The organism is Mediterraneibacter glycyrrhizinilyticus, from assembly GCF_015560805.1.
GTDB classification, from domain to species: Bacteria; Bacillota; Clostridia; order Lachnospirales; family Lachnospiraceae; genus Schaedlerella; species Schaedlerella glycyrrhizinilytica_A.
This window is the reverse complement of record NZ_JADMSO010000002.1, coordinates 245,088-267,972: the sequence shown is the minus strand read 5'-3', so window position 1 is coordinate 267,972 and position 22,885 is coordinate 245,088. Positions and strand designations below refer to the sequence as shown.

The following is a 22,885-nucleotide window of genomic DNA, read 5'->3' as shown; positions in this document are numbered from 1 at the left end:
CCTTGGTACACTGACGCTGTCTTTCTTTCAAATACCAATCCCATAGACTTCTGAAACAGCTCGATCCCATTCGCCATACTCACGCAATAAATACTCGATGATATCGCGAACTGCCCCATATCCTCCTTTTACATTGCTCACATAATCTGCAATTTCCCTTACTTCTATACAACTATCCGACGGACAACCTACAAAACCTGAAATTTTCATCGGTGGAATATCATTTAAGTCATCCCCGATATATCCAACTTCTTCTTTTAAAATTTCATTTTCTTGCATAAACTTTTTTAAAAATGACAATTTATCTTTAACATTTTGAAAAAGATAATCTACTTTTAATTCTGTCATCCTTCTCGTTGTTGCTGCACACTCTCGCCCTGTCAGAACCATTATTTTAATACCTGATTTATGTGCGGCAAAAAAACCTGCCGCATCTTTCGTACAAAATTTTTTTAATTCATTCCCATGTTCATCATAATAAATGCCTGCATCTGTCATTGTTCCATCAACATCTACTACTAACAACTTCACTTTTTTTTTCATCAAGCTTCTCCTTCTATTTATAAGCAGATTCTGTGATATAGATTACATCAACCCCGATTTTTTTAATTGCACTATTCACAGACAAATTATAATTTTTGTCACAGCCCCGAGAACTTTTTAATGATGATTTATAATAATTCTTCTTCCCATCAGTATAACCGTCTGCTCCTGCTACATATACAGACTCAATTCCCAATCGCCTTAACAATTTCAATGCCATTATATAACTATTATATCCCTGATCAAATGCACTTGCCAGTGAATTATAATTTAATCGTATCGTATTCTTATCTGTATTTATATTTGACGTTGTAATAATCTGACAGTATGTATCTGCTGACTGTACAAATCGTTTTGCATTGCTAAAAAACGCAAAATCTACATGATAGTCTTCCGGAACAAAATTGATTGAAATAATTACCGGATCGTTTATCTCGATAAATGTTAAAATATCTGTTTTATTTTCTTTGATGGATACCCCCGGAGCCATTAATAATATTTTTTTATTTTTCAAACTTTCTTTAAGCCTGGTCACAGTTTCGTTATCATCAATTATATTATTCTTGTATGCCTGATATTTATTCTCAGCATATTCGCGGTCAAATGTCGAAGCTTTTTCTCTATCAAAAGCCGCTAAAATATGATTAATATCTCGATTTGACAAATCCCCCTTTTCAAGATAATATTCCGCATAGTTTCTGTGCAAATTAAAACGGGCCGACAAAAAATATGCCGGGGTATAACCCCATTCAGATTTTCCTTTAATCGGTTCTATATATTCTTGAATGGCGTCCATCAAATAATCAATATCATATGTAGAATCTGTATAATCATTTAAATAATCCGCAATTAACTCAATTGGTAAATTTCCCGGTATCCTGCCCATTCCAAGTAAGCTGCCATCAATTGCAATTGGTCTGTTCAAATGCTTATCAACAAATTGTTGAGCAAGGCAACAACTCAACGACATGTTTTCATGCAAATGTAGCGCAACTCTGATATTCTTGTCTAAATTATTATCCACCAAACTTACAATCCGATCCAAATCCCTGCGTTTCATACTCCCGAATGTATCGACAATAGAAAACTGATAAGGTTGAATTTCATTTACTTGTTCAATGATCCACAAAATTCTCTCATCCGAATATCCCATAATATTGATCGGATTAATACTCAATTTGTAACCTTTTCTTTTAACTTCTCTCGCAAAGTCCATTCCCTCTTCTATATCATAATCATGCGCGGTGATCCGGATCATTTCGATTCCTTTTCCAGAGTAAGGAGTTAATTTATTAATATCATAATTACTCCTCATTGCCATTGCCGAATATCTTGTTTTTCCTTTTTTTTCTGGCAATAATCTATTTAATTCTTCAATTGTATTACATACTGTAATATCTTCATTATACACATCTACATTTCTTAAAAAACCAACTTCAACAAAATCTACCTCTGCTTTTGTTAAAAAACGTATAATCGCACGGGCATTATGATACCCCCACTTCCATTCATTAACATAGCCACCATCTCTAAGTGTACAGTCTAATAGTTTTAAATCATTTTTTTTCATAAGCACTTCTCTCTTTAATTATTTTTCTCACAAGTTCAAGATCTTTCTTCGTATCCACAGATATTGTCTTATACTCTGATTTAATTGCTTTCACTTTTATATCATTTTCTACAAATCTCATCAGATCATTTTCTTCCGCTATTTCTAGCAATGATTTTTCTGTACTATTATAAAATGCTAAAGCTGCTTTTGAAAAAATCTGTATCCCTGTTACTTTTTCATACTCAAATTCTAATGTCCCCTTTGGATACGGAATCGGGCTTCTCGAAATTAATAATACTTCTCTTTTTGCGTTAGTCACACATTTCTGATTACTAAAATCAATTACTTCCGATGGTTTTTCTATCACATTTGTTAATACAGAAACATAGCAATTACCTAATCCATTCATATCTTCAGGTATGATTAACGAAAAACTGTTATTATCAATCAATGGTTCATCCCCCATTAACATCAAATACAAATCTGCATCTGCTTTCATGGATACTTCATGTAGTCTGGAGGTTGGAGTATCGTGATTCTTGCTCGTCATTAATACATTCATTGAATATTCTCTACAAACGTTATATATTCTCTCATCGTCTGTCGCAACTACTACTCCACTTAACAATTTACATTTTATAGCTTCTTGATATACCCACCAAATCATAGGTTTTCCACATATATCTGCAATTGGCTTTCCCGGAAGCCTACCTGATCCAAACCGTGCTGGAATAACACCAAGTACTTTCATTTCATCACACTCCTCAACTTTTTATAATTGAATGTTATATCTGTACTTTCCATTTTATATTGTAGTGATCATATAATGTCCCTCTGCAAAATTCTCGCAATATTCAATCACCTCTTCATCACAAAGTAAGCGATATTTTGTCCCACTCTTCATATTTTCTTCGTACATTCCATCCAACAATATCAGATTGCATGTTAACTGATATGCTTTCATATACAACATAATAGCGCTTGTAGTAATCAGTATAATATCTTTTCCTTTTAAATACGGCAGTAGAACTTCGGCTGGTACTGAATTATCAACTTCCAAACATTTTATACCATTTTCAAATTGATAAACACTTTGCTCTCTGGGATGTTTTTTTAATAAAATATTTTTATAAGACCTTTGTATATAATTTTCTATACGCTCTATATATTTTTTATCATCCACTACAAAATCATCTAACGATCTGGTGAATAAAACCGCCTCTGTCTTTTCAAAATCAATTTTTTGAATTGCCGGATAAATCTTCTTAACTATATGATCAAACAATTTTTCATCCGTACCTTCCTGTGTATATAATTGTCTGATCTCTTTATAATTCCTATACTTCATTTTTTCTGGCTGGCTCGAATACTTTATACAGTATCGGTCTGGCTCAAACCAAAACCACCCAGGACTACAGTAACCCATTTTCGCCAAAAAAAATCCTTGCCAATTATATACCGATTTCATTTTTTCTTTGGATATCCATCGTGGTCTATTACTATAATCATTGATACCATCCTCAAGAATAACTATTTCTTTTTCTTCTCCCAATGCAACACAGGCCCCTGAAACTACTCCAACATCTGCAATCACTACTATTTCATCATAATCATTTAGCACTACATAAGAGTTCATAAGTTTTTTACAAAATTCCTTATGTTTTCCAATAATAAAGTGTCCAAACATAGATAAAATAACTTTTATTTTTTTCATACCTGACATATTGGAAAAATCAGTATCATATTTATATATTTTAGAAAAAACTCCCGATTCCTCACAAAAAGTATGCATGTATTCTCCTTTATATCCATTGGGCAAACACAATGCGTCCCATTCCTTTATTTTTCCTTTATTACAGTAATACCAAAGAAATTGATAAAGATTATGAGGATCATATATAATAGCAAGCCCTTTCATTTTTTCCATATCCCACCTTTCCATTCACTTCTTTTTACATATGTATAAATCAAGATGATCATTAATAGACTTCCGTATACAATATATCTAATCCACATAGTCTCATAAACTGTATATGACAAAACTGAAACTCCACTTATCCATAAAATAAAACATAAAAAAACTTTTTTTGAATAAATATGCTTCATACATTTTCCTGAAACGATTCCTGTTAAAATGAATAATAAGAAATAAGAAACAACTGTTGTGTAACATGCTGCCACGGCACCTGCTCTTGGAATCAACACCGCATTTAAAATGATATTAATAATCGCACACACACAAACACACATGGATAGAATCATATTTTTTTTATAAAACAAAGTAATTTCTGTATAAAATCTGTAAAGCATCATCATGCAGGCACTTACAACAAATGGGACAATATATTCAAATTGCCAGTAACTAGATGGAGCAATAATTTTTACTACTTCAGGACCTGCCATAATCAATCCAGTAGTTAAGATAGCAATCACTACCAAATACCACTTTTGGATATTTCCAGCCTCATGTACATCCTGTTCATCCAATTTCTGATAAATCCAAGCCTGTCGAACCGGCGCGACAGCTTGATCCACAGCTATGATCGCATAACCTAAATAATAAATCACAGAATATACTGCCGTATCACTACTTCCACATATATTCGTAATCATGACCTTATCGCATTGTTGCATCAGCATATATGAAATAGACATCACAACTGATGGTAACGCTATGGAAAGTGCATATTTCCAATCATTGATATCAATTAATTTCCCTTTATATCTCATCATTTCTATAAAGAGAAGAACTGCAATCCCACATACTCCTACGGTACTTCCAATAACTCGGATCTCAAAAGAAGTCTGACTAAGAAATAGCATAAAAAGTATCGGAATTATAAGTTGAAATGCATACGGTAATATTAAAAGCCATTGTTTTCGCTTATAGTCATTCTCCATATTTGCCGAATACATTCTATAATTAATTACAAAAAAACCATAGGAATGAAGCAGCAACATCACTATAATAAAAACAGAAAATTCATTTAACAGTATTTTTCCTGCCAACAATACTACCACGGAACTCAATATCATAATCACAAATGAAAGACACAGTACAGATTTACGAAATTCCTTTATTCTATTTTTTTTATCAATGTAGGCATTATTTAAAGCATAATGAAGATTTGCTCCTATCAACACGGTCACAACTGAAACATACGCATAATATGTACTATATAAACCATAGTCATTTTGATCCATTAAACGTGTAAAAACGATAATTCCTAAAAAAGTCATCCCCTGCCCAATAATGGTTGCAACTATATAGATAATCGAAGACTTTAAAAGCGGATTTATTTTCTTATTACTAATCATTGTATATCTCCGAAAAATATTCTGCGAAACTATACGGATTGTCCTCCAAATCCCTCGGTAATGAATCTGCTATTTCACATAATCTTTCATAGTTCATCGTTAATTTATTTTCCTTACTATATGCTACGATAAGACGTAAAGGATCTACCTCTTTCTGACTACTACATTTGTATATATCTTTTAGAAAACTAGAATGAAATTCTGCATATCCGCATATATAATCTAACGGATTTACAAGACTCTGTCTTACTATATTCCGTAATCCTGCATATCCATATTCTAAAACCCTAGGTATATCAAATCCTGTATTATACCCTCTCCGCTCTAACGACATGATAACCTGTTCTAATGAAGCGTTTCCTAAACTTCTTCCCAATCCTTGGAACGAACAATCTACATAGTCCATGCCTTTTGAAACACAATAAATTGTATTTTCTACTGCAAGTCCCAGATTATTATGTCCGTGAAATCCTAGTTCTACATTGGACATTCTTCTTGTACTTTCGATATATCTTCCAATCTCATCAGAACTCATACTGCCTGCTGAATCTACGATATATACACAACGCGCTCCCACATTGTGTACTTCTGCTGCTGCTTTTGCAAACTCTTCCGGTTCTGAAGCATATGTTTTCATAAAATTCACAAACACTTCCAGTCCTTCATAACACCCTTTTTTTACATACGGTATCGCTTTTTTATAATCAGAACATGCTACGCCGATCCGTATAAAATCCATTCCGTTTTTCTTTGCCAGCTCAAGATCTTCCATTCGTGCAATACCAGGAATACAAAAAAAACCTAATTTTGCCTTACCTGCAACTTTTCTTGCAGCTTTCATATACTCCTCATCCGATTGCAATGCAATACCATGCTCAGGACTACTCGCATTTAAACCTTGTCCATGACCAATTTCAATATACTCTATTCCAATTTTTTCAGCTTTTTCCACCAGGTTTTGGACATCTTTACAACTAAATTTAAAATCAATTGCATAACTTCCATCTCGAATTGTTGTATCTAATATTTTCACTATATACTCTCATTCCTTTCTCGTTCGATCGTTTTTTTTCTTTTTAACCAACTATTAAAGGGCTTTTCAATCAACAGATAAGACAAAATTGCCATTGCCCAACTTAAAACAACAAACCACACCACCGTACTTATCTTGCATAAATCAATGTCAAACAATGCCGCCACAATATTTCTTACACAGCTCATCGGCTCATTCCATATATATACTCCAAAAGATACTTTCCCCAAAAAAGAAAGTGTTCTACATTCTCTTTTTGGATTTGGTATCCATCTCATTACTAAGATCAAGACAGGAATCCACAACATAAGGGTATAAAAATAAAAATCTCCTGTTTCCAGAAAATGCGGCTTTGTTTTTAATAATCCTAAAAAGATAACCGGTAGCATCAAGCTTGCTAGTTCGCAACGATTTTTCCTTACTCTTTCAAAATAATCCGCGAGAAGAACACCGGCAAAAAATGAAAAGTATCCTCTGCTGACATAGCGATTTAAAAACAAGGTATTCCACATATACGTATTAGTCACAATACCTATCCCCATCATGAACAGATACATGTAACACTTATCAATTTTTAAACGCTCAGAGACTTTCGTACAAACAAATAGCCAGACATAACAAAGTAGTAAAACCGATAAATACCATGTCGGCTGATTTATACTTTCCGTTTGGATCAGTCCAATTGACTGGAGTCCTAATGCATTTATCACAATATCCAACAAATCACGGGAAAAACCAACATTGTTAATAATGGAATCATTTATATAACGCAATATCGTTTCTACAAAAACACTAATTGCAAGTAATGGAATAATACGATTTGTTCTCCGAGACATAAACTCTTTAAAGGTTATATGATCATCTAAAACAGACTTGTACACCATTACACCTGAAATCAAAAAGAATAGTTCAACAAGATAAGCAAAATTAAATGTTCCTCCATAAAACTTTATATGCTCAAAAGTAATATCTACTCCCTGTTGGTAATGATGTAAAACAATCAATGTCGCTGCTATAACTCGTAAAAGATCAATTGCTACATTCCGCTTTTTATCCATAGGCTATATTTTTCCTCATCTCCAATACTGTATTAGCAAGAAATCTCATGTCTTCCTCATCATATCTTTGGTCTATCGGCAAAAATACAGCGTTATCAGACATGTTGATTTCAAACTCATTTCCCTTTTTCAGTAATTCCTTTCCTTTCCACAATGTCGAAACAAATATCTTTTTTTTCACCAACTCTGATTTTATTTTTTCTCCATGATCACTTATCAATAACGGATATTGATATGCCGGACATTCTTGCGGAATCAATAACTCATTTATATTTCCCAACTCTTGATGTAAAACTCTATAATTTTTTATTCTTCTATTCTTTACATTTTCATAATCCACATTTTTTAGTAAACCAACTGTTAGTTTGGACATGCCTGTATATTGTTCTGCAATAATTTGATCTGCTGCTTTTTTTTCATGGTACGCTGCATTTACTCCACATTCATATGCTTTCAATAAATATCCGGCATACGCACAAGAATTTGCTAATTCTGGTGTCGATATTGAAATACCCTCAGCTACTACATAAGATCCATCCGGTACTCCAAAAAATTTTCTCGCGGAATATACATTATATATATTCTTTTGAAATATTGGCTCAGCAAAAAAGGAATGTGCATAATCAATAATCACCGCTGCTTTTTCATATTGTTTTGCAATTCTGGAAATGTCCTCTGTCTTTACCCCGAAATAATCTACCAGCAATATTAAATTTTCTTTCTCATCAGGAATTTTTTCCGGACATAAATCACTGGATATATGATAAAATGAAATATCCACTCCACTCTGCTTTAAAGCCTCTGTCGTCGACGGACAGTAATAATATGGGATCATTATTTTTAACGGTTTTTCTTGTTCGATAATATATTGAAAAGATGCCTTGACCGAATTAAATCTTTTTAAATACTTACTATACCTTTCGAACATTTCAGTTCCAGAATTTAACTCAAGCGGTAAATATCCTCCATACTCGCTCTTCCGTTCGTATCTCATACAATACCACCTACATTTCATCTGATTCTTGATAGTCTTTTATTACAAATTGCGGTGCATTATTTAAGGATATATATATTCGCCCTACATATTCACCAATCAATCCCATAAAGCACAAAAGAACTCCAAACATGAACAAATTCACCGCCATTATGGAACTATATCCTGCATTTACTGCTGCTCCTGCAAGCTTCATAATTATAATCGCCAATCCATAAAGAAATCCGCCGGCAGCGATAATAATTCCAACCCATGTGGCTATACGTAGAGGTTTTATGGAAAAAGAGGTAAAACCATTTAACCATAGTTCAATCATTTTCTTTAAACTATATCCCGATTTTCCTGATAGCCGCTCTCTATGTGTTACATTCACATTACAAGCATTTTGTGTGGCTCTCAACATCAATCCTCCTAAATAGGGAAATGAGTTAGGATAGCTGATCATTTGATCTACAACAAAACGTCTTGTGACCCAATATGTTGTCAATTCGAGTCCATGTGGCTTCGCAATAAGCCATGTGGCCATACTTTCATTTAAAACAGTACCTAGCTTTCTAAATAGTGAACGCTTTTCTCTCACTGCATATTTTGCTTCAACCAGATCGTAACCCTCTTCAATCTTTTGAAACAATTTATCAAGTTCATTAAACGGTGTCTGTCCATCATCATCTCCGCAAACCACATAGTCACCTGTTGCTTGATTCAAAGCTGCCATAACTGCAGAGGGCTGTCCGAAATTTCTTGCCAGATTAACTCCTTTGATATATTTTTCCGTCTTTACAAGTTCAAGGATTGCATCATATGTAGTTCCATCCGGAGATCCGTCATTCACTAATATAATCTCATAGTCATATTTATTCATTGAGTTATTCATGACTTCTTTTATTTCCTGAACGACTCTTCCTATTGTATTTGTTGAATTGTAACAAGGAATTACAAAACTTATTTTTTCTCTTTGTGCCTCACTGCTTATCACTTGAATACCACCTTTATTTTCTGCAATATTTTTTCCATCTCTTCAATAACTTTTTCCTTGTCATCTCCACCAATAATAAAATGTCCAGGACGAAGTCTCCCATATGCTGGTTCCTTTAATTCGTCACCAGCCTTGATCTCTAATTGATAGTCGATAAGCATTGGATGATTTTTTAGAAACTCGATTCCCTCTATATGTTCTACCGTTCCCTCTCCAAAATCAAAAAACCTCATGATTACATATCGTTTTTTAGAAAACTCTTTATTTTTTACAAACTCTTCATCTACAGGTTCGCCTAATGCCTCTTTTATCAAATATTCGTAATTATCTATTCCCGACATAAATGGAACTATTTTTCCTGACAAATTACTTCCACCACCGCGCGCTCCTGCCTCAATCAAATAAAACTTTCCTTTATAAAACTTATATTCACAGTGTGTAAGTCCCATAGGCAATCCCATTGCCTCTATCAATTCTCTATTTGCTTTTCGCAACAAATCATAATCATACTTATCTGATGTATAGGAATAGGATTGCATCATAGAAATATTAGGATTTTCCGGATACATCTCTTTTACCGAAATACATAACGGATAATGATGACTGTTTATAACCAATCCATCAATTGTAAATTCTGCTCCATCAACATATTCTTCTGCAAGAAATACTTTCCTACGATTAGACCATCCTATCGTATCTTTATATTTTTCTTCTAATTGTTTTCTCGAGGTAATGGTATATACCCCTCTACTCGATTGACTGTCGATTGGTTTTATAATGATTTTTTTGTATTTTTCAAGCATAACAACAGCATCATCTATGCTTTCACATAGCTTAAAATCCGGAACACAAATATCATTTTCTTTACAAAACTTTCTTTGAAGCGATTTATCCGTAAATAAATCTGCTTTCTTCGTTCCAATTCCTCTTAAATTCAACTGTTCATTTAAAAATGCTACCGTTGGTACTGCAATATCACTTTGATCTGAAATCACTGCATCGGGAGAATGTTTTTTCGCAATCTCAAGATTTTTCTGTTTGTCTAAAACATCCGCTACTTCCCCTAGATCAGCATACTTAAACCCTTTAGAATCTTTATAAAGATTAGAACAGATAACATAGTGCCCCATACTTTTTGCTTTTTTTATTAATTCAATCTGCCAATCTCCGCCTGCAATCACCATAATTGTCGACACGTTTATCTACTCCTTCCATCTCTTTATCGTGATTTATCATTCCTATTTTTTACAATCCCTTATAAAAATTTTTAATACTTTCTGTCACACATTCTATATTTTCTTTCCCTAATCCATAGTACATCGGAAGTCTCAGCAATCTCTCGCTTTCCCGCGTTGTATATTTATCTTCTCCATGAAATACCCCAAGTCTTTTTCCAGCCGGAGAACTGTGCAGCGGAATATAATGAAATACACTATTGATCTGTTTTCCTTTTAAATAGAAGATCAGATCTGTTCTTTCTTTCAAATCTCTTGTCTTAATATAGAACATATGAGCATTATGTACGCATCCCTCCGGAATAACAGGAAGCTCAATCCGCCCCTCATCTGCCAAAGGTTTTAATTGTTCATAATACAAGTTCCAACTCCGCATACGATCATCGTATATTTTTTGTGCATCTTCTAACTGTGCCCACAAATAAGCCGCATTCAATTCACTTGGAAGATAAGAAGATCCGGCATCCATCCATGTGTACTTATCAATCTCACCACGGAAAAACTGACTTCTGTTCGTTCCTTTTTCACGAACAATTTCTGCCCGAAGAATATTTGCTTTGTCTTTGATCAGTAAGGCGCCGCCCTCTCCCATGCTGAGATTTTTCGTCTCATGAAAACTATAGCATCCATAATCGCCGATCGTGCCAAGCGGACGACTTTTATAGGTCGCCATCACGCCCTGAGCAGCATCTTCGATCACATACAGATTATGCCGCTTTGCAATATCACAGATCGTATCCATCTCACAGGAAACACCTGCATAATGTACCGGAACGATTGCTCTGGTTTTCTCTGTGATCGCATCTTCAATCAGGGTTTCATCTATATTCATCGTATCCGGACGGATGTCAACAAAAACCGCCTTTGCCCCGCGAAGCACAAATGCGTCGGCTGTGGATACAAATGTATATGACGGCATGATCACTTCATCTCCCGGTTTTATATATGTCAGAATTGCTGCTAACTCTGTCGCATGAGTACATGATGTCGTCAAAAGAACTCTCTCACTTCCCGTCTGTTCTTCCAACCATCTGGAACACCGTTTCGTAAATGCCCCATCTCCGCATATTTTTTTAGAACGGATCGCCTCTTCCAGATAAATCAACTCTTTTCCTGCTACCGGAGGCACATTAAAACTAATCATTTCGTTTTCTCCCTTTCCTCATCTGCATTTTTTCTAACTATTTTTCATAAAATTTCCAAATAGTATATCCATCCACTTCTTTGTACACTTCGGCGCGAGCTTCCGGGTAATAATGTTCTCTTAGATAATTCAATTTCACCTCAGGCGCATAATTATCAACAAGATATATATTTTCCTTCACAAGTGACTGAAGCGGATTTTCTATATTTTTTTCTTTCAAACTTTGGACAATATCCGGAAAGTTCGTCGTAACCCCTCCCATATATCCAAAATTATCATGATATCCCACCGGAAGCGCTTTCCACGGGGACCACTCAAAATAAAGTGTCTGTATCGTTGTTGCAAAATCCAAAAAATAATAATTTTCCTGATGATTCTCTATTTCACCCAAAAGTCCGTTTTGGGGTCGTCCTTTATTTACTACTTTCCGATATTTTGCTGCATCATAATTCCCGGAATCATAAAATGTATCATCTATATATGCGATCCGCTCCTCAGATGTCACTTCCCGATAGCTTTGATCCGGAATATAAAGGACAATATGAGCAGCTATGCAAAGCCCGGACAAGATCATACATAACCGCATACCGGTTCGTTCTTCTGCAAAAAGAGGTTTTGTTTTCTCTCCTGAATCCCAAAAATAAAGTCCACACAAAAATATTCCTAAAAATATGGAATACTCCACCCGGTATACATGCCGTTCCGCAAAGCAAAAATACACAAACAATCCAATACCTATGACAATACTTCCCAGAGTCATCCACCATTTTCTGTTGTTGAAAAAAATCCCAAGTATCAGAAATAATGCACATGCAAAAAATACGGGCATTCCCGAATAATTCCGTTCCCGCAGCCGTCCCATGATCACATCAAATGTCATATCTTGTTGTTCTTGATAAGTAGAAATCGCATCTGCTGTCTGTTGTAATTTCTCAATGGTAAAGAAGTCATTGTCTGCAAGCGTCCAATTGCGCATCATGTAATAGTCATTCTCGGATATTCCTACGCTCTTCAAATCCTCCGCATATGCTTCATATCCATAATTACTCGCATCCACAACATCTGCGCGAGCACTGTTATATGCGGTAAAAAATCCATATGCCTCATCATTGTTATAGGTATACCAATCGATCCATTTACATCCATATGCTGCTCCGATCACCAAACAACCGGACAATACGATCGTAAGGAGTGGATATTTCCATCCTTTTGCCAAACTATCTTTTCTGACATACAACTTCCAAAATTCATATCCTAAGATAAAGAGAATAAATCCCCCTGCAAGATAGATCGTCGAAAATCGAACCATCGTTCCTATGAGACAAAGAAGTCCTCCAAATATCATTTTCCAGATACTCTTTTTTTCAAACAATGCCCATAAAAACAGCATTGCCCCAGCCATAACTGCAAACATGGCAGTCTTTGTAAACTGCACAAGAATATATGCATCATTTGAAAAAAACAAAATCAGTAAAACAGAAAGCATAAACGCCTTTTCTTTTTCCAGTTTTTCAAACAATACATATGTCACTGTTGTCGATGATACAAAAATCAGAAAAACCTCTGCCACGAAATACCAACTGATTTGAGGAAAAAGATAATATAAAGGAAGCAACAAATATCCAATGATCACATTTACAAAAATCATTTGAGGGTTCGGTGCATCACCGTATGCTCCGGACATAATCGAAGCCATAATAAAATCATCCGATACCTCATACTTCATATCACAGAAAAAAACAATCAACAGGAAGAAGATAAGATTTATCCCAACAGCTAAAAACATAGGGGAAGATAAAATCTTTTTTACCTTATTCTCTTTTTGTGAAGTTGATAAACTCTCCTCTTTCAATATGCATATTCCCTTTCCGTTTATATAAATTCAAGCATGTGTTTTTATTCCTCAAGTTGGAAACTTAAGGATTTTTGTATTATGTTATTCCTCATCTGTGCTTAAATCTTACATATTATAACATGTTTCTACATTTTTTTCTACTAAAGATTCAATTTTCCAGACTTTTCGTTTTTTGTTATGTCCTTGAAATGCGAAACTCATTAAATTCTGTCACTTTGCAATATATTTAAAGAAAAATGAATGATCTGTCGGTCCTGAAAAATTTCTGCCATTAAATATATCTTTCAGATCTGACGAGGGCTCATATACCGGTTCTTCCGTATACAAACGCTCAATCGTCTCCCGAAATGTTCTTCCAATTTCATGGATTGGTGTCATACTCCCTATCAAAAGTGTAAGAACAAGCATCCCCACGATCATCCGATCTTTCTTTTTATTTGCTTCGATCAACGTATCCATCACGAATACCATCAGAATCAACAAAGCCGGGATCGATGCCCGCATACAAAAGTCGCTTGCCGCTCCAATCTTAATAAATGGAATCAATAATAAATTAATTAAAATGTAGTAATATAATGCATTCTTTTTTTGATAATTATAAAGTATCAGGAAATATACGCCTACTTCCAACAAAATAAACATAAAATATTTTAACGGATGATCGGTATAGGCAGCTCCAAGAGATTGTTTTTCCATCACTGTATTTCCGGATAAGTTAATGGACAAATATAAAAATGAGAAAATCCCGATCACACCGCCTCCCAATATATTCTGTACGGTAAATGTATCTTTGATCCAGCTTTTTGTATAAGAAACGAATCGTTCTTTTTTTGTTTTTCCCTGAACATTTTCATATCTTCTTGTAAACATCCAAAAACATACAAGAAAGAGAAGTCCTACAAATCCAAATGTACTCGGCAGCATACAACATGCCAGTATCACTACGATCGATCGGTTATTTTTCTGCTTCCATGCCAACATTGTGCAGAGCCATGCCGGAATCGCCTGATTGAACACCCAGAAAAGCTGTGTTGTCATACTGGAATATTGATAAGGTTGTCCAACCCACCACTCAAGATGCGCATCCCCAACCCACGCCTGTAATGTCCCGGTGCTCAGACAATATCCGATCACGTCCAGTCCGCTGAAAAATATAAGTATCAGCAAAGACCACATCAACAGTTTTTTATATCGTTCACACAGCAGATAATACACAAGTGTGATTCCTAAGATTGCCCAAAAAATCTGAAAACCATATCCCGCTTCCAGACCGAAGATTTTTCCGACTACCGCTGCCGGAAGCCAAAAACCAATATAGTATACAAGACTTGTCGCTGTCGTTCCTTTTGGCATGATGTCCAGATTGACATCATAATTGATCACAGGCCAATCATACTGAACTAAAATATCAAAAATGGCGTTTCTTGCACTATGGTCTGTATTTTGAAATACAAGCCGTCCGATCCCTGAATAATAGACCCAGACTCCGATGACCGTGATGATAAAGACAATCTTTAACAGATTTTCTTTGTGCAACTCGGGAATCCAGCTTTTCTCCATTTCTTTACATATTTTATAAAAGCTAAAAATAAGTACGAACAAAATCGGTATCCAGAACCGTTTTCCCATCCAGCCGACTGCAAATATCAGAAAAGGAAGCATAATATACAGATATGCGATCACTTCCACCATTTTAGATTCTTTCAAATGATATTTCATCCGCTTCACCTCTATCCCGGAAAATATTCTTTCACGATCCCCAGTTTTCCCTGTTTCGCGTCTTTCCGGCAGCGATTCAGCATTTCCAGATTGTACACATAATCTTTTCTGCTGATGATATGCTGCATTCTCCAGTAGATCAGCCGCAGTCTTGGGATCGCATAGCTCATGATACAGTCCGTTTTATTTCCATACTTCCTGCATGTGTAAAAATAATTCCGGAATCCATAATAATCTTTCCAGAGATACCGTTTACTGCTTCTCTGGCTGTACAAATTTGTCTTATGATTCAGCCGGGCACGGTTGATATTTCGGATTTCTGTGTGCATCCGGATACGAAGCGAATATTCCAGATCGTCATTCCAGATAAAAAACTCTTTCTCCGGAAGACCGATCTTCTCCACGATCTTTCTTCCAACAACCAATCCGCAGAACGACGCGGCGTCCAGTTCAAATTCCTCTCCTTTGTACACTTCTTCCGGAATATTTACCATCTGTACGCTTCCCGCTTTTTTTCTTCTCCGGCGATGAAGTGTGTCGATCTGTCCCTCTGTCTCCACCACTCCGGTAAACGCACCGCATTCCGGATGACTTTTGACCGCCTCTGCGATACTGCTTAGGAAATCCGGCGCGATCATCGCATCGTCGTCGATCAACAAAAACCAGTCTCCTTTTTCCGCAAGCGCTGTTTCGACGCCGCGGGAGAAACCGCCTGCCCCGCCGAGGTTTTCGGATTCATTTACGATATGATACAATGGGCTTTGAAACTGCTCTTCCTGCAGATATTCAAGTGTGCCGTCCGTACTTGCATTGTTGATGATGATGATTTTTTCCGGCATTTTCTCCTGATTCGATGCATGCGCAACACACTCTTTCAACAACGCAAGTCGGTTGCACGTCACAATGATCACGCTGAAGCGTGGCTCTTCCTGTCTGTTTTCCATTCGTTTTCCCTCTCTGTCTTAACGTTTCATTTCCTTTTTGAATAATACAATGATCCAATCGGAAATCCATGTCTTCGGTGCATAATAACAATCTAAATATCGTATCAGCCGGATACCGCATAACAGACTATGATCTTTCAAAAAACGAAGTCTGTATCTGCTGTATCGGATCACTTTCCCGATGATCCTTTTTTGCCGATCCGAAAGAATGATATTCTGCTCTTTTATAAACTGCTCCAGTTTTTTCAGCACTTCCACATAATAAACAGCATCCGCCGTCTTCTTTGCAAGCCCGGTCGTTGCCACGGATGAGGCATTGTTGGCATGCCGCCGGAACCGGATCAACGGTTCATGATACAAATAGAGTCCGCCGGTCAGATTGGCATACCGCCAGAACAATGCATCATGCGGGTATTTTTCAAACCAATACAATTTGATCTTTTCCGCAAATGATCTCCTGGTACAATATACGCACCCCGGTCTGTGTACATATAAAAAACCGGTATCAAACGGATATTGTTCCAGCGTACCGTCGCTTTGCATTTTTTCCTCATTTCTTACCTTGTCCACCGCAGCGTCCATATAAAACGGCGTATAGTCCGAAGCCAGAACCGAGATCTCCGGGTGCTGTTCCATGACTGCACACATTTTTTCTAATTTTTCCGCTTCCCAAATATCATCCTGATCCGCAAAAAAGAGAAGGTCTCCCCTTGTCTTTTCGATCCCCTGCATGAAATTTTTTTCCCATCCGCAGTTTGTCTCATTGCGGCATATGCTCCAGTTTTTCAGATCATATTTCTGAATATACGCTTTGACTGCCTCAACCGTCTGATCTTTGGAACAATCATCGCTGATCACAACCTCATCCGCCGGACGGGTCTGCAACCGGATCGAATCCAGTTGTTCTTCCAGATAGGTTGTTCCATTGTAGGTTGACATAATGATCGATACCATGATTTTTTATTATTTCCTTCCATTACAATTCTACAATTCGATTTTCCACGGCTCATGCGTCACACGGTCTTCTTCCGGCGGAAGTTCCATATAAGTATTGCCGTAAAGCTGCTCCAAATACCAGCGGTAATCATGGAACACCGGAAAATCGTGGTCTTCAAACTTCAATGTTTCCGCCGGATAGACCTTTTCAAACGGCCATACCCTGTTCATTTCTTTGTCTCCCCGTGTGATCGGCGCGCGGTAATAAGCGTCTGCCGCCTGTTTCGGTTTGGATTTCAAAAAACGGGTCCCGAAATGCTGAAGCGCAGTGTTCGAAAATGGCGCCAGCAGTCCTTTCAGCATTTTCAATACGATCTCTTTTTTCCCGCTTCCACCCTGCACGGTCATATGGACCCGGCGAAGCAAAACCGACCGCAGCAATGGCTGCCAGAAGTCGCATTTCCTGATCCCCTCTGCGTGTTCCCGTTCAATCCCCTCCATCGGGAAAATATCAATAAAAACGCCCTGATGACTCTTCACATACCTTTCTTCCTTTGTGATAAATGTCGTTCCGTTTTTCCGAAGTTTCGCAAAGAAGTTCCAATATCCGGGATCGGTCTCGATACACTGCAGATGATACCCTTTTAATTTTCCCTCGCGGAATACGTCGATCAATCGATTATAATCTTCTCTTGGCATCAGCACGTCGATATCGTCATCCCACGGAATAAAACCACCGTGCCGAAGCGCGCCGAGCAGCGTTCCCCCCTCCAGAAAATAAGTCAGATTTTCTTCTTTGCACACACGATCCAACTCTATTAAGATCTCCAGCTCTCTCAATTGAAGCTGTCTTGTCAGTTCATTTGCCATCCTTTGTATCCTCTCCCATTTTTTCACATCCAGCATACACGTTGTGTTTTCTGTTTTTTAAGACCGGATCAGGTCTTGATACATTTCTTTTAAATGCGCCGCATTTTCCTCCAGATCATATCCTGCTGCTTTTAATGCCGTCTGTCCCATCCTGCAAGCTTTTTCCCGATCCGGGATCGGCATATCTGCAATCGCTTTGGTCCATTCTTCTGCTCCTGCCTCCAACGGCAGATACTGTACCAGGTCGCACAGTTTACACTCTCTCGTGATCACATCAGACAGCACACTCGGCAGTCCGGCTGCCTGCCATTCCATCACAACAAGCGGAAGTCCCTCATGTCTGCTTGGAAGCAGCATCAGATCCATTGCATTTAAAAGTTCCGCCACATTCGGTACATTTCCGAGAAACAATACCCGATCGGCAATGTGAAGTTCCTGACACTGTGCTTTTACAGCGTCCATCCGCTCTCCGTCTCCCATCAGCACAAGGCGTGCTTTCGGATTTTTTTCGGAAAATTTTTGAAATACTTCCACAACAAATTCCTGATTTTTCACTTCATTAAAGCTGCCCACATGACCGATCACAAAAGCGTCTTCCATCTTCCACTGTCTGCGGAACCGCTCCCGGATCTCCGGTAAATATGTCAGCCGTTTTAAATCCCGCCCATTCGGGATCACCGAAAACGGGCGCTCTTTGTAAAGCCACTCGCCAGCCGCTTTTCCACAGGCATAACGTTCCGTCACAAGATGATAAAACAGAGGGCGCAGTATCTTGTCCTCTGTCACATGGGTGCAGCTTGTATTGTGGCTGTGCGCGATCCGCACGTTACATCCCCCTAGTTTCGCACCGAGAAGGTCAAACGTCATTGTCGCACTGTTGCCGTGAACATGCACGAGATCATACTGCTGCTTCCGTATCAGTTTTGCAAGCCGGATCGTATAAAGCGGCGGATTGGAATTCCGGCAGTCCAAATGAAATACCCGGCATCCAAGATCGAGAAAACGCTTTTCATATTCCGGATTGGATGGTTTTACCGCAAGAATATCAATCTCCATCCCACTTTTATCCATCGCCTGCAAATATTGATACATACAGTCTGAAATTCCATTGTAATTGATCTCAACCGTTGTGATCCATAATAGTTTCATTTCACTACTTCCTCTACAATCTTTTCAAATGCTTCATTGAATTTTGCATTATTACTGGTCACTTTCGATGACATTTTCGATACGATCTGATCATAATCGGAAACGATCGTTTCTAACTCCGCAATGTCCATGACCGGGATGATATTTCCGTACCGTTTCGCCACTGCCGCCGCAAACTCCGCCTGATGATCATTGACATGCTCGTCAAATTCTGCGCGGCGCGGAACAACGATCGGAATCTTTTCTTCCTGAAGCGCCATCATAAAGCTTGCCGGTCCGCCATGCGTGATCACGATCCGCGCTTCCTTGACATTTTTTATCATCTCCGCATAAGGGATCAGTTTTTTCCATTCACAATACTTTGGCTCATATGTAGAAAAGCCGGATTGTATCATGACCGGTTCCTGAATGGTCCCGTTTTCTTTTAATCGGTCGATTTCCGTAAGCAGCCGGTCAAACGGCTGTTCATGTGTTCCTACTGTCACAAATATCATATCAGTCTCCCCTTAGAAAATACTTCCCAAATTGATCGCTTTTTTGTACACCTGTTTCATCTCTTCCCACTGCACGATGAAACGGTCGGTCACCGGATATACCATTTTGCCTGTCATGGTCGGTTTATCGATCCGGTCAAACACTTCGATATAGATTGTCTTCATCCCAAACAATTTTCCGAGATAAAAAAACGGAACTGCGACCGCCGCCCCGGAGGAGACAATTACGTCCGGGCGTTCTTTTCTCAATACTTTCCAGGCAAGTCTTGTATTGATCAACAATGCTTTCAGGCTCCGGTTCGTCGGGTAATAGCAATGATAAACCTGCTCTCCCTCCAGAATGCTGTTCGCATCCTCCTTATTAAACGTCACCCAGAACCGTTCCTTATCCTGCCAGAACGGCTTCAGCATATACAAATGGGTCAGATGTCCGCCCGATGAACCAACCAAACATACTTTCATAATTATTTTTCAATCTCCCTTTTTTCCAGTTCTTTCAGCTTTTCTTCCGATACCAGTCGTATTTCCCCTGGCTCTGTTCCCAGATCTTCCGATGACAGTGACCGGATATACCATCCTCCGCCGCCCTCTTCCAGAGTCATGCCGACCACATACGTTTCTCCCGCATACCAGAACAATACCGCATACTGCTGCTCTTTTCCATCATCCTGGAGCAGCACAGATTCCGTCAGATCAAAATACATAAAATACTTCGGATCTAATTCCTGCACGATCTTCCTGCCGGATTTTCCAATGATCTGCAAAGAAGCTTCCTCCTCATTGTAATCATCTCCTAAAAAGCCGTAACAAAATCGCTTTACCATCTCCGCGATTTCTTCCTGTTTCTGAAGAACTTCTACATTCGTATGTTCTAATTCTTCCGGGCTTTCATCCATGCAATACGCAAGCGCACGTCCCATATCTACTTTCTGAATACTCCTCACAAATGCTTCAATCGTTGATTCTGCTGTATCTTCTCTCAATGGATTCAAGACAAAATAGTTTGCCGGAAGACGCATTTCCTCGATGTCCTCATCCGTCAGTCCTGTATCCTCAAATAATGTGCTGTCCAGATTTTTCTTCTGCAACTGTTTTTTATAATCTTTTTCTTTCATCGTACCTTTCAGCGCCGCGAATTCTTCCTCTGTCGTTTTCCGCATCGGAGCTTCTGCCGTCGTGTCCGTCAATGCAGATCCAAGTGTCAGGACTTTCCATGAATCTCCATAATGCGCCATCGTAAGTCCGAGCAGATAGTCCTCTTCCTCACAGGAAATCCATACCATCAACTCTGTTAGGCAGTCGCCGCCCCAATTTTCCAGTATCTTACTATTGCCGCTTAATTTCTCCGGTTCCAGTTGTTGTTTCGGATCGACATAACAGATTTCTTCCACCTGAAATTCTCCCGCTTCTTTCAACTGCGCCGTCAGATTTTCCAGATTCGCCGTATACTCCCCAGCAAGCTCTGCCGCTGCCAGTTCATTATAATTACTGTAACTTCCGGACGGAGCGATTTCCATTTCCGTATAGAATTCTCCTGCCTCATTGATCAAATTCGCAAGAGATATATTCAAAATACTCTCATCAATCGCCATTCCCCGCAATGCCTTATCCAGATCCTGCTCTTTCACAGCTTCCACAAGATAACCCGCCACAACTTTCGGATCATTTATCACAGCCTGTGTCTCAGCCTGTGCAAGTTCCTGCGTGATATATTTCGGATCCACGGTCGTATGCGATTCCACGAACTGATATGCCGCCATGATCCCAACAACAAGAAAAGATCCTGCCACACCGCATACGACCGGATTTTCTTTCAAGAATTTTCCGATTTTTTTCATACTGTCTGTTTCCTTTTCTTTTTCCAATCCAATCTTTTTCCTGCTTTCACCGTCATATCTGCAAAGACCGCCCACAAAAACGGATTATAAGAAATATCCATCATATGATGCTCGATCATACACTGCACCGCCACAACCGCAAGGATCCAGAGCAGTACCCAGTTTTTCTTTTGGATCGCGGAAAAACCGATCACACTGCAGATGATCAAAATAATGCCAAGCAGGACAATTCCAAACTGCAGCGCCAGATTCATATAAGAACAATCCAGAAAGAAATACATTTCCGATTCTTTTACGGATCCCCCGTTTCCGATCATCGGGATATACTGACCCAACAATGAAAATCCAAACAGATCCACACCCTTTTTTCCGTAAGAAAGCCGGAAATTGATCAAACGGTTCAGAAATGCCGTCAACGGATTTTCGGAAGAATAGAAAACCGTCATCAACGTCATAAACAACGCGCAGATCACCGTGGACATCGCCAGAAGCCACGACCAGATCCGGTTCATCACATATATCTTTCCCTGCTTTTCGGCTCTTTTGTGCCGGATCTTATTGTACAGAAACGCCCCTGTCGCAACGAGGATGCAGACTGTGTTCACCCGGGCATCACAGAACACATAGACAAATACGCCTGCGCCTGCCATCAGCGCAAGCTCCACATAGTGAATACGCTCTCTGCGCAGATACCCATAGGCAAGCAGACTATAAAGCACATGGGCGGAAAAATCCGTCGGATAACAGATTCCGAACGCAATACGCGGACTTCTTCCCTCCTGGATATACACCAGATTTTCTGTGAATCCCAAAAGCGCCGCTGCCATCGTGATCGCCAAAAGTCCGGCTGTCACTGCCACATAGACTTTCAATATCTTCTCAAACGAAGTTCCTTTGCTCCCGAGGATCAGCAATAACGTATTTAATACAAGGGGATCCGACGTACGGATCCAGACTGCCAGAAAACACAGACTGATAAGCGCCGCAAACAAAACTTCTTTCAGATCATAGATTTCCACATAAGTCAGCTTGATCAGGATCACTACGATCAAAAGCACACGCAGATATGCCGGAAAGTTCTCTCTCCATTCGATCGGAAACGTTGTCGTCACCAGAAAATAATAGCCAAGAAGAAGTGCGAATACCGTCAGATAAAGAAAATCTGCAATGCTTTTGATCTTTTCTTTTGATATCCGGTATCCAAAGATCTCCGTCGTTCCTCCCATA

At 38.5% G+C, this 22,885-nt stretch carries 21 protein-coding genes; all 21 read right to left on the bottom strand.

Going from position 1 to position 22,885, the window contains the following annotated elements:
• Positions 1-27: 27 nt before the first annotated feature.
• Complete coding sequence (locus I2H87_RS03160) at positions 28-543, bottom strand: KdsC family phosphatase (RefSeq protein ID WP_117550812.1); 516 nt, start codon at positions 541-543, stop codon at positions 28-30.
• Positions 544-556: 13 nt separating this feature from the next.
• Positions 557-2,113 (bottom strand): aldolase catalytic domain-containing protein, encoded by a 1,557-nt coding sequence (locus I2H87_RS03155; protein WP_195609308.1) that lies wholly within the window; start codon positions 2,111-2,113, stop codon positions 557-559.
• Positions 2,100-2,846 (bottom strand): 3-deoxy-manno-octulosonate cytidylyltransferase, encoded by a 747-nt coding sequence (locus I2H87_RS03150; RefSeq protein ID WP_117550816.1) that lies wholly within the window; start codon positions 2,844-2,846, stop codon positions 2,100-2,102. The genes I2H87_RS03155 and I2H87_RS03150 overlap by 14 nt, the downstream gene beginning before the upstream one ends.
• 54 nt (positions 2,847-2,900) lie before the next feature.
• On the bottom strand, positions 2,901-4,022 hold the full coding sequence (locus I2H87_RS03145; RefSeq protein ID WP_195609307.1) for a polysialyltransferase family glycosyltransferase: 1,122 nt from the start codon (positions 4,020-4,022) through the stop codon (positions 2,901-2,903).
• Positions 4,010-5,413: a lipopolysaccharide biosynthesis protein gene (locus tag I2H87_RS03140; protein WP_117550820.1), complete on the bottom strand. Its 1,404-nt coding sequence runs from the start codon at positions 5,411-5,413 to the stop codon at positions 4,010-4,012. Before I2H87_RS03140 ends, I2H87_RS03145 begins: the two co-directional genes overlap by 13 nt.
• On the bottom strand, positions 5,406-6,446 hold the full coding sequence (locus I2H87_RS03135) for a beta/alpha barrel domain-containing protein (protein ID WP_117550822.1): 1,041 nt from the start codon (positions 6,444-6,446) through the stop codon (positions 5,406-5,408). Before I2H87_RS03135 ends, I2H87_RS03140 begins: the two co-directional genes overlap by 8 nt.
• Positions 6,446-7,504 carry an acyltransferase family protein gene (locus I2H87_RS03130; protein ID WP_195609306.1) on the bottom strand — a complete coding sequence of 353 codons (1,059 nt, stop codon included), beginning with the start codon at positions 7,502-7,504 and terminating at the stop codon, positions 6,446-6,448. The genes I2H87_RS03135 and I2H87_RS03130 overlap by 1 nt, the downstream gene beginning before the upstream one ends.
• Positions 7,497-8,498, bottom strand: coding sequence for an aspartate aminotransferase family protein (locus I2H87_RS03125; RefSeq protein ID WP_009267679.1), 1,002 nt, complete (start codon positions 8,496-8,498; stop codon positions 7,497-7,499). The genes I2H87_RS03130 and I2H87_RS03125 overlap by 8 nt, the downstream gene beginning before the upstream one ends.
• Before the next feature lie 10 nt (positions 8,499-8,508).
• Entirely contained in the window at positions 8,509-9,474 is a 966-nt protein-coding gene (locus I2H87_RS03120; RefSeq protein ID WP_227183208.1) for a glycosyltransferase family 2 protein, read from the bottom strand.
• Positions 9,471-10,670, bottom strand: a complete 1,200-nt coding sequence (locus tag I2H87_RS03115) for an ATP-grasp domain-containing protein (RefSeq protein ID WP_195609305.1) — start codon at positions 10,668-10,670, stop codon at positions 9,471-9,473. Before I2H87_RS03115 ends, I2H87_RS03120 begins: the two co-directional genes overlap by 4 nt.
• Before the next feature lie 49 nt (positions 10,671-10,719).
• Positions 10,720-11,853, bottom strand: a complete 1,134-nt coding sequence (gene rffA / locus I2H87_RS03110; protein ID WP_195609304.1) for a dTDP-4-amino-4,6-dideoxygalactose transaminase — start codon at positions 11,851-11,853, stop codon at positions 10,720-10,722.
• Between the two features lie 37 nt (positions 11,854-11,890).
• The gene (locus I2H87_RS03105) at positions 11,891-13,549 is read right to left on the bottom strand and encodes a hypothetical protein (protein ID WP_195609303.1); all 1,659 of its coding nucleotides are present in this window, start codon (positions 13,547-13,549) and stop codon (positions 11,891-11,893) included.
• A gap of 369 nt (positions 13,550-13,918) precedes the next feature.
• Positions 13,919-15,427, bottom strand: coding sequence for a hypothetical protein (locus I2H87_RS03100; protein WP_117550835.1), 1,509 nt, complete (start codon positions 15,425-15,427; stop codon positions 13,919-13,921).
• Between the two features lie 11 nt (positions 15,428-15,438).
• On the bottom strand, positions 15,439-16,371 hold the full coding sequence (locus I2H87_RS03095) for a glycosyltransferase (protein ID WP_009267685.1): 933 nt from the start codon (positions 16,369-16,371) through the stop codon (positions 15,439-15,441).
• Between the two features lie 18 nt (positions 16,372-16,389).
• Positions 16,390-17,325, bottom strand: a complete 936-nt coding sequence (locus tag I2H87_RS03090; RefSeq protein ID WP_054703215.1) for a glycosyltransferase — start codon at positions 17,323-17,325, stop codon at positions 16,390-16,392.
• 30 nt (positions 17,326-17,355) lie between these two features.
• The gene (locus I2H87_RS03085; protein ID WP_009267687.1) at positions 17,356-18,177 is read right to left on the bottom strand and encodes a LicD family protein; all 822 of its coding nucleotides are present in this window, start codon (positions 18,175-18,177) and stop codon (positions 17,356-17,358) included.
• 57 nt (positions 18,178-18,234) lie between these two features.
• Entirely contained in the window at positions 18,235-19,326 is a 1,092-nt protein-coding gene (locus I2H87_RS03080; RefSeq protein WP_117550839.1) for a glycosyltransferase family 1 protein, read from the bottom strand.
• Positions 19,323-19,820: a glycosyltransferase gene (locus I2H87_RS03075; RefSeq protein ID WP_009267689.1), complete on the bottom strand. Its 498-nt coding sequence runs from the start codon at positions 19,818-19,820 to the stop codon at positions 19,323-19,325. Before I2H87_RS03075 ends, I2H87_RS03080 begins: the two co-directional genes overlap by 4 nt.
• A gap of 12 nt (positions 19,821-19,832) precedes the next feature.
• Positions 19,833-20,282, bottom strand: a complete 450-nt coding sequence (gene pssD / locus I2H87_RS03070; RefSeq protein WP_009267690.1) for a PssD/Cps14F family polysaccharide biosynthesis glycosyltransferase — start codon at positions 20,280-20,282, stop codon at positions 19,833-19,835.
• A gap of 2 nt (positions 20,283-20,284) precedes the next feature.
• Positions 20,285-21,658, bottom strand: coding sequence for a hypothetical protein (locus I2H87_RS03065; protein ID WP_009267691.1), 1,374 nt, complete (start codon positions 21,656-21,658; stop codon positions 20,285-20,287).
• Entirely contained in the window at positions 21,655-22,884 is a 1,230-nt protein-coding gene (locus tag I2H87_RS03060; RefSeq protein WP_195609302.1) for a hypothetical protein, read from the bottom strand. Before I2H87_RS03060 ends, I2H87_RS03065 begins: the two co-directional genes overlap by 4 nt.
• Between the last annotated feature and the right edge of the window lies 1 nt (position 22,885).

Coding starts and splice junctions, on each gene's coding strand:
- I2H87_RS03160 (WP_117550812.1), bottom strand. CDS start 543: ATGAAAAAAAAAGTGAAGTTGTTAGTAGTAGATGTTGATGGAACAATG.
- I2H87_RS03155 (WP_195609308.1), bottom strand. CDS start 2,113: ATGAAAAAAAATGATTTAAAACTATTAGACTGTACACTTAGAGATGGT.
- I2H87_RS03150 (WP_117550816.1), bottom strand. CDS start 2,846: ATGAAAGTACTTGGTGTTATTCCAGCACGGTTTGGATCAGGTAGGCTT.
- I2H87_RS03145 (WP_195609307.1), bottom strand. CDS start 4,022: ATGGAAAAAATGAAAGGGCTTGCTATTATATATGATCCTCATAATCTT.
- I2H87_RS03140 (WP_117550820.1), bottom strand. CDS start 5,413: ATGATTAGTAATAAGAAAATAAATCCGCTTTTAAAGTCTTCGATTATC.
- I2H87_RS03130 (WP_195609306.1), bottom strand. CDS start 7,504: ATGGATAAAAAGCGGAATGTAGCAATTGATCTTTTACGAGTTATAGCA.
- I2H87_RS03125 (WP_009267679.1), bottom strand. CDS start 8,498: ATGAGATACGAACGGAAGAGCGAGTATGGAGGATATTTACCGCTTGAG.
- rffA (WP_195609304.1), bottom strand. CDS start 11,853: ATGATTAGTTTTAATGTGCCTCCGGTAGCAGGAAAAGAGTTGATTTAT.
- I2H87_RS03105 (WP_195609303.1), bottom strand. CDS start 13,549: ATGGCTTCGATTATGTCCGGAGCATACGGTGATGCACCGAACCCTCAA.
- I2H87_RS03100 (WP_117550835.1), bottom strand. CDS start 15,427: ATGAAATATCATTTGAAAGAATCTAAAATGGTGGAAGTGATCGCATAT.
- I2H87_RS03095 (WP_009267685.1), bottom strand. CDS start 16,371: ATGGAAAACAGACAGGAAGAGCCACGCTTCAGCGTGATCATTGTGACG.
- I2H87_RS03090 (WP_054703215.1), bottom strand. CDS start 17,325: ATGGTATCGATCATTATGTCAACCTACAATGGAACAACCTATCTGGAA.
- I2H87_RS03085 (WP_009267687.1), bottom strand. CDS start 18,177: ATGGCAAATGAACTGACAAGACAGCTTCAATTGAGAGAGCTGGAGATC.
- I2H87_RS03080 (WP_117550839.1), bottom strand. CDS start 19,326: ATGAAACTATTATGGATCACAACGGTTGAGATCAATTACAATGGAATT.
- I2H87_RS03075 (WP_009267689.1), bottom strand. CDS start 19,820: ATGATATTTGTGACAGTAGGAACACATGAACAGCCGTTTGACCGGCTG.
- pssD (WP_009267690.1), bottom strand. CDS start 20,282: ATGAAAGTATGTTTGGTTGGTTCATCGGGCGGACATCTGACCCATTTG.
- I2H87_RS03065 (WP_009267691.1), bottom strand. CDS start 21,658: ATGAAAAAAATCGGAAAATTCTTGAAAGAAAATCCGGTCGTATGCGGT.
- I2H87_RS03060 (WP_195609302.1), bottom strand. CDS start 22,884: ATGGGAGGAACGACGGAGATCTTTGGATACCGGATATCAAAAGAAAAG.